Source organism: Plantactinospora mayteni, assembly GCF_016862935.1.
Classification (GTDB): domain Bacteria; phylum Actinomycetota; class Actinomycetes; order Mycobacteriales; family Micromonosporaceae; genus Plantactinospora; species Plantactinospora mayteni.
Window position 1 is genome coordinate 24686 of record NZ_BONX01000027.1, and the last position, 6524, is coordinate 31209.

The 6524-nt window shown below is 74.8% G+C and carries 7 protein-coding genes; 4 read left to right on the forward strand and 3 right to left on the reverse strand.

The window, feature by feature from the left end; genetic code table 11:
• Positions 1 to 49: 49 nt before the first annotated feature.
• Positions 50 to 997 (forward strand): ribosome small subunit-dependent GTPase A, encoded by a 948-nt coding sequence (gene rsgA / locus Pma05_RS20610; RefSeq protein ID WP_239312741.1) that lies wholly within the window; start codon positions 50 to 52, stop codon positions 995 to 997.
• Positions 998 to 1075: 78 nt separating this feature from the next.
• On the opposite strand, the gene Pma05_RS20615 is transcribed toward rsgA, so the two are convergent.
• On the reverse strand, positions 1076 to 1681 hold the full coding sequence (locus tag Pma05_RS20615; RefSeq protein ID WP_239312743.1) for a DUF2087 domain-containing protein: 606 nt from the start codon (positions 1679 to 1681) through the stop codon (positions 1076 to 1078).
• 51 nt (positions 1682 to 1732) lie between these two features.
• Between Pma05_RS20615 and hisN the strand changes: the two genes are divergently transcribed.
• Positions 1733 to 2524, forward strand: coding sequence for a histidinol-phosphatase (gene hisN, locus Pma05_RS20620; protein WP_203859083.1), 792 nt, complete (start codon positions 1733 to 1735; stop codon positions 2522 to 2524).
• A gap of 74 nt (positions 2525 to 2598) precedes the next feature.
• Positions 2599 to 3543: a hypothetical protein gene (locus tag Pma05_RS20625; protein ID WP_307836868.1), complete on the forward strand. Its 945-nt coding sequence runs from the start codon at positions 2599 to 2601 to the stop codon at positions 3541 to 3543.
• 75 nt (positions 3544 to 3618) lie between these two features.
• On the opposite strand, the gene Pma05_RS20630 is transcribed toward Pma05_RS20625, so the two are convergent.
• Positions 3619 to 4818 carry a glycosyltransferase gene (locus tag Pma05_RS20630; RefSeq protein WP_203859084.1) on the reverse strand — a complete coding sequence of 400 codons (1200 nt, stop codon included), beginning with the start codon at positions 4816 to 4818 and terminating at the stop codon, positions 3619 to 3621.
• A gap of 353 nt (positions 4819 to 5171) precedes the next feature.
• Between Pma05_RS20630 and Pma05_RS20635 the strand changes: the two genes are divergently transcribed.
• Positions 5172 to 5738, forward strand: a complete 567-nt coding sequence (locus tag Pma05_RS20635) for a DUF5709 domain-containing protein (RefSeq protein ID WP_203859085.1) — start codon at positions 5172 to 5174, stop codon at positions 5736 to 5738.
• A 38-nt stretch (positions 5739 to 5776) separates the two neighbouring features.
• On the opposite strand, the gene Pma05_RS20640 is transcribed toward Pma05_RS20635, so the two are convergent.
• Positions 5777 to 6409, reverse strand: a complete 633-nt coding sequence (locus tag Pma05_RS20640) for a response regulator (RefSeq protein WP_203859093.1) — start codon at positions 6407 to 6409, stop codon at positions 5777 to 5779.
• Between the last annotated feature and the right edge of the window lie 115 nt (positions 6410 to 6524).

Consider the following 6524-nt stretch of genomic DNA (forward strand, 5'->3'; position numbering starts at 1 on the left):
CCCGCGTACCCGGACCAGGCCCCAGCACTCCGACGCCGTCGACGGCTTCGTGATCGCCGTCGACCGGGGCCGCTACACCTGCGTGGTCGGCGACGACCCGACGGCCGGCCGGGGTGACCGGGCCGGCGGCGGGACGGTCACCGCGATGCGGGCCCGCGAACTGGGCCGCAAGTCGGTGGTGGTCGGCGACCGGGTCGCCCTGGTCGGGGACACCTCCGGCGCGGCCGGGGCACTGGCCCGGATCGTCCGGATCGCCGAGCGCAGCTCCGTGCTGCGGCGTACGGCCGACGACGACGAGACCACCGCCGAGGGGCGGCTCGAACGGGTGGTGGTGGCCAACGCCGACCAACTCGTGATCGTCAGTTCGCTGGCCGACCCGCCGCCCCGGACCGGGTTCATCGACCGCTGCCTGGTGGCGGCGTACGACGCCGGCATCGAGCCGCTGCTCTGCCTGACCAAGGCGGATCTGGCGTCGCCGGACGGGGTACTCGGCTACTACGCCGAACTGGACCTGCCGCACGTACTCGTCGAACCCGGCTCGGACCTCGACGAGCTGCGCGGGCTGCTCGCCGAGCGCGTCTCGGTGCTGGTCGGGCACTCCGGGGTGGGCAAGTCGACGCTGGTGAACCGGCTGGTTCCGGAGGCGGACCGGGCGGTCGGCACGGTCAGCGCGATCGGCCGGGGCCGGCACACCTCCACCAGCGCGGTCGCGCTGCGCCTGCCGTCGCTGCCGGGCAACCGGCGCAGGCATCCCGGCTGGATCGTCGACACTCCCGGGGTACGCAGCTTCGGCCTGGCGCACGTCTCCGCCGAGAGCCTGCTGCACGGCTTCCCCGACCTGGTCGAGGGGACCGTCGAGTGCCCGCCGAACTGCGAGCACACCCCGGACGAGGCCGACTGCGCGCTCGACGCCTGGGTGGCGGCCGGCAACGCCGACCCGCGCCGGCTGGCGTCGTACCGCCGGCTGCTGGCATCCCGGGCCGGCGAGATCGAGTAGTCCGGGGACGATCAGCCCCGCCCCGGGTCGCTGGTCGGGCAGGCCGTCGGGCGCGCTGGTCGGCAGGCCGTCGGGGCGCTAGTCGGGCAGGCCGTCGGGGGCGGTGGCGGTCGGGCCGGGGTCGAGGTCGACCGGGCCGCCGCTGCGCCAGTAGACGCCGTCCCGGCGGGTCAGCAGCACCTCGTCGACCAGATAGCGGCGCAGCGCGGCGTAGTCGTCGTACCAGGCCCGGAGCAGGGCGTTCACCTCCCGCTCGGCGTAGCGTACCCCCGGCTCGAAGGTCGTCACGACGTGTTCCAGCAGCAGTCGCCGCCTGCCGTGTACGGCCGGCATCTGGGTGATCCGGCCGTCCCGGACGAAGGCCCGGAGCACCGCTGCGGTGGCCCGGTCCGGGTCCAGCTCCGCGTCGGGCTCGCCGGAGGCGGGCGGATGGGCGCGTACCGCCTCCTTGAACGCCCCGACGACGGCGACCGCCCGGCCGTCCACCGTCTCGACCAGGCCGCCGGACTCCAGCCGGCGCAGCGCGGCGTGCACGGTCCGGGCGGGCAGCCCGGTCCGCTCCGCCACCTCGGCCGCCTCGCCCGCGCCGAGCACCACGGCGGCGAAGGTCGCCAGCCGGTCCGGCTCGGCCAGCAGGCCGATCAGCATTTCGGGGGACGCGTCGGAAATCGGTTCGGTCGTCACGGCGCGGGATGCTAACGCACCCGACTGGACCGGATCGAGTAGGTTTCCGCCATGGCCCGGTACGCGGACGACCTGTCCCTGGCGCACATGCTCGCCGACACCGCCGACTCGATCTCGATGGCCCGGTTCCGGGCCCTGGACCTGCACGTGGAGGCGAAGCCCGACCTGACGCCGGTCACCGACGCCGACACCGCCGTGGAGAAGGCCGTCCGGGCCACCCTGGCCCGCACCCGGCCCCGGGACGGCGTGCTCGGCGAGGAGTACGGCGCCTCCGCCCCGCCCGCCGGGGCCGGCTCCCGGCAGTGGGTGATCGACCCGATCGACGGCACCAAGAACTTCGTCCGGGGGGTGCCGATCTGGGCCACCCTGATCTCGCTGATGGACGGCGACACCCCGGTCGTCGGGCTGGTCTCCGCACCGGCCCTGGGCCGCCGCTGGTGGGCGGCGACCGGCCTCGGGGCGTACGCGGGCAAGCACCAGGCCGCGGCCAGCCCGATCCGGGTCTCCGGGGTCGGCCGGCTCGCCGACGCCAGCTTCTGCTACTCCTCGCTGCACGGCTGGGAGGAGACCGGCCGGCTCGACCCGATGCTCGACATCATCCGGACGGTGTGGCGGAGCCGGGCGTACGGGGACTTCTACGGCTACATGCTGGTCGCCGAGGGCGCGGTCGACGCGATGGTCGAGCCCGAGCTGTCGCTCTGGGATCTGGCCGCGCTGATCCCGATCGTGACCGAGGCCGGCGGCACCTTCACCGACCTGGCCGGACGCCCCGGCCCCGGCGGCGGCAGCGCGATCGCCAGCAACGGCAAACTGCACCAGGATCTGCTCGACCGGCTCGGCTAGGCGGCCGAGCGAAGCGGCGCGGCAGCCTCTATCCTCGCCAGGTGGTGTCCCCCGGTTGGTGCTTCCTCGCGGCCATGATCGCCGCCTACGGCGTGGCCAACCTGCTCCAGTCGGTGGCCGCGACCCGGACGACCCTGCACCACACCTTCGACCCCGGACTGCTGCTGCGGCTGGCCGGGCACCGCAGCTATCTGGTCGGGCTGACCTGCCAGATGCTCGGCTTCGTCCTCGCCTTCCTGGCCCGGCGCGACCTGCCGCTCTTCCTGGTCCAGGCGAGCGTGGCGGCGGGGCTGGGCGTGACCGCCCTGCTCGGGGTGCTGGTGCTCAAGTGGCGACTGCCGGCCGCCGAGGTGCTGCTGCTGGTACTGCTGCTGGTCGGGATCACCGCGCTGGTGCTGGCCGCGAAACCGGCGCCGTCCCGGCAACTCGGGACCGCCGGGGTGGTCGGGCTGGTCGTCGCGCTCGGCGTGATCGGCGCGCTCGGCTTTCCCGCCGTACGCCTGCACGGCGTACCCGGCTCGGTGGCGCTCGGCGCGCTGGCCGGGCTGGCGTTCTCGGCCGCCGCGGTGGCCGCCCGGCCGCTCGCCTCGGTGCACTCGTTCGACGCCTTCCTCCGGCATCCCCTGCTCTACCTGCTGATCGTGCACTCGATCGTCGGCCAGTTGCTGCTCGGCCTGGCGATGCAGCGCGGCTCGACCACGGCGGCTGTGGCCGCGATGGACGCCGCCGGGGCGGTACCGGCGGCGGTCGTCGGGCTGCTGCTGCTCGGTGACCGGATCTGGCCGGACCGGGAGTGGCTGGCCGGGGTCGGCTTCGTGGTCACCCTGGTGGCGGTGCTCGCCCTCACCCGGTACGCCGAGCCACAGCACCAGCATGGCCTGCTGCCCGACGGGTGTGGCCGGGACCGGACCGCGCGGCCCCGGGCGGCGCTGCCGACCCGACCCCGCCCACGACTGCCGGGCTCGGCGGTCGCCAGCCGGCGCCGGTCCACCTCGATCGCCCCGGTCCCCCGGCGCTGACCGTCACCCCGGTCCCCCGGCGCTGACCGTCACCCCGGTCCCCCGACACCAGCGTCACCGCGCGGCCGGAATCGGTCAGCTCGTGGCGGGCTGGCGGAGGCGTACCACCCGTTCGTAGAGGCGTTCCAGCGCGCTGGCCGTACGGTCCCAGGTGTAGCTGCACCGCACCCGGTCCACGGCCGCGTGCCCGTACGCGAACCGCTCCGCGTCGGCGGCGAGCAGTCGGCGCAGCGTCACGCCCAGCCCGCGTACGTCGCCGGGCGGGACGAGCCGGCCGGTGACCTCGTCGACCACGGTGTCCACGATGCCGCCGAGCGAGTAGCCGACCACCGGCACCCCGCAGGCCATCGCCTCCAGCGGGATGCGGCCGGCGGAGGCGTACCGGGGAGTGCAGGCCACCACGTCGGCGGAGCGGTACCAGGTCGGCATCTGGTCGTGCGGCACCGAGCCGACCAGCCGGATCTGATCGGCGACCCCGCTCTGCTCGGCGACCTCCCGCAGCCGGCGGGCCTCGGCGTGGTTGCCCAGGTTGTCGGCGGGCGGCCCGCCGGCGATGACCAGCTCGACGTCCCCGACCAGCCGCAACGCCCGGATCAGGTCCTCCTGCCCGTGTCCCGGCTCCAGGCCGCCGGCGGCCAGGATGCGCGGTCGCCGGTCCCGGGTCACCGCCTCGCCCTCCGGGGCGAACAGTTCGGTGTCCACGCCCGCCGGCACCACCACCACGGAGGCGCGCTGCAACCCCATCCGGGTCAGCTCGTCGACCTCGTCGGTGCACTGCGCCACCGCCATGTCGACCGCCCGGGTCAGCGCCAGCTCCAGCGGAATCCGCTCACCCGGCCCCCGGTACGCCTCGCCGAGGTGGCGGAGCTGCTCGACGCCGAGCGAGTGGAAGGTCTGCACGACCGGGATGACGCTGTCCCGGACGGCGCTGGCCGCCGCCAGTCCGCCGATCCAGAAGTGCCCGTGCACCACCTCCGGCGCCCAGTTCCCGGCCCAGCGGTCGGTCAGCCAGCGGCCGAGTTCCGGCACGTGCGGCACCAGTTCGCCGGTGGCGGTACGCCGGGACGGACCCACCGGCACCCGTTCCACCCGATAGCCGCCGATCTCGGTACTCGGCGGCACGTCCGGGTCGTCGAGCCGCTCGTACACCCGCACGTCGTGGCCCCGTCCGGTCAGCTCGGCGGCCACCCGGGCCACGTGCTGGTGGGTACCGGCGAACTGGCCGCGACGCTCCGGCGGCGGGCCGGCGTGTGCGCAGACGAGGCCAACGCGCATCGGTCACCTCCAGCGACGGCTACGGCGGGCTAGGGCCGTTCGATCAGAGGCTCCCATTAACCACGGCGGGCCGAGCGGAAACCTGGCAAACCGGTCCGCCGACCCCACCGGCCCGACCACCCGTCGCCGACGGCCGGCGTCGCGGGAGCCGGTCACCGACCGCGCCGCCGCCGTCCTTCCCGTTTCGCCGCCGGCTAACCCGCACCGGGCCGGCCGGCTTGCGCGGTGGGCGAGTCCCACCGGATCCGCCGGTCCCGCATCGGCCCACATCTGCCCCGGAACAGCGCGGCGGCGGGGCGCACGGTCCGGCTTCGCCCGGTTACGGGTACCCGGGGAACGGGTAGTGACCTGTCATGCGCGATGACGAGTTTCCGACGCCCGTGTCCGACCCGGAGGCGGAGGGCCTGCCCGACACCGCCGACGACGACTCGACGGCCGGTGACGACGTCGCGACCGGTCGGGAGGCGGACGGCTGGGATCCCGCCGCGCTTCCCGCCGACCGGCCGCTGGCGGTGGACCGGTACGGCAACACCGCCGAGGAGCAGGCGGACGGCGAGCCGCTGGACTACAAGCTCGGCCAGGAGCGCCCCGAACTGCCGGTGGACGATCCGCGGGCCGGCCCGGTCGACCAGGCGATCTCCGGCGAGGCGGACAGTGACGAGGCCGCCGCCGAGGCACAGCTCGACGCGGACGTGCTGGACGCGGGTCCCAGCTCCGACCCGCACTCCCCGGTGTCGATCTACGACCACGGCAGGCTGGGCGACGCGCCGGGCGGCGGTCCGGTCGGTCGGCTGGTGGAGCCGGACGAGGGTGCCCGGGACGACGACGAGACCGACTCGGTCGCCTTCGACCGGGGTACGGCGGGCGGCGGTGCGAGCGCCGAGGAGTTGGCGATCAACGAGACCCCGCCGCCGCCCTGACCCGGCCTCCCCAACCGATCACCGGCCTCCGCAGTCGATCAGTCGTCGAGCCCCTGCTCGATGGCGTAGCGGGTGAGTTCGACCCGGTTGTGCAGTTGCAGCTTGCCGAGCGTGTTCTGTACGTGGTTCTGCACCGTACGGTGCGACAGCCCGAGCCGCCCGGCGATCTGCCGGTAGGACATCCCCTTGGCGACCAGCCGGAGCACCTCGGTCTCCCGTTCGGTGAGCCGGGGCAGGTCGTCGCCGGGGGGTGCCGGCGCGGCGGCGATCCGCCGGTACTCCCCGAGTACCAGACCGGCCAGCCCCGGCGTGAAGACGGCATCCCCGGCGGCGGTACGCCGGACCGCGTCCAGGAACTCCGCCGGACCGGCCGACTTGAGCAGGTAGCCGGTGGCCCCGGCCTTCACCGCGTCGAGCACGTCCTGCTGTTCGCCGCTGGCCGAGAGCATCAGCACCCGCACCCCGGGCAGTTCGGTCAGCAGTGCCCGGAGCACCTCGACGCCGGAGACGTCCGGCAGTTGCAGGTCGAGTACGACGACGTCGGGTCGGGTGGCCGGGGCGACCCGGACCGCCTGCCGCCCCTCCCCGGTGGTGGCGACGACGTGGTAACCGGCCTCGGTGAGGTCGCGGGCCACCCCTTCCCTCCACATCGGATGGTCGTCGACCACCATCACCCGGACTGCCGGCACGCCCTCGTCGTCCACACCGGCGAGCCTAGACGAGCCCGCGCTGTCCGTACGGTCACGAATCCGTGCACCGTGCCAGGGCCGGGCGGTCGTCCGGTCA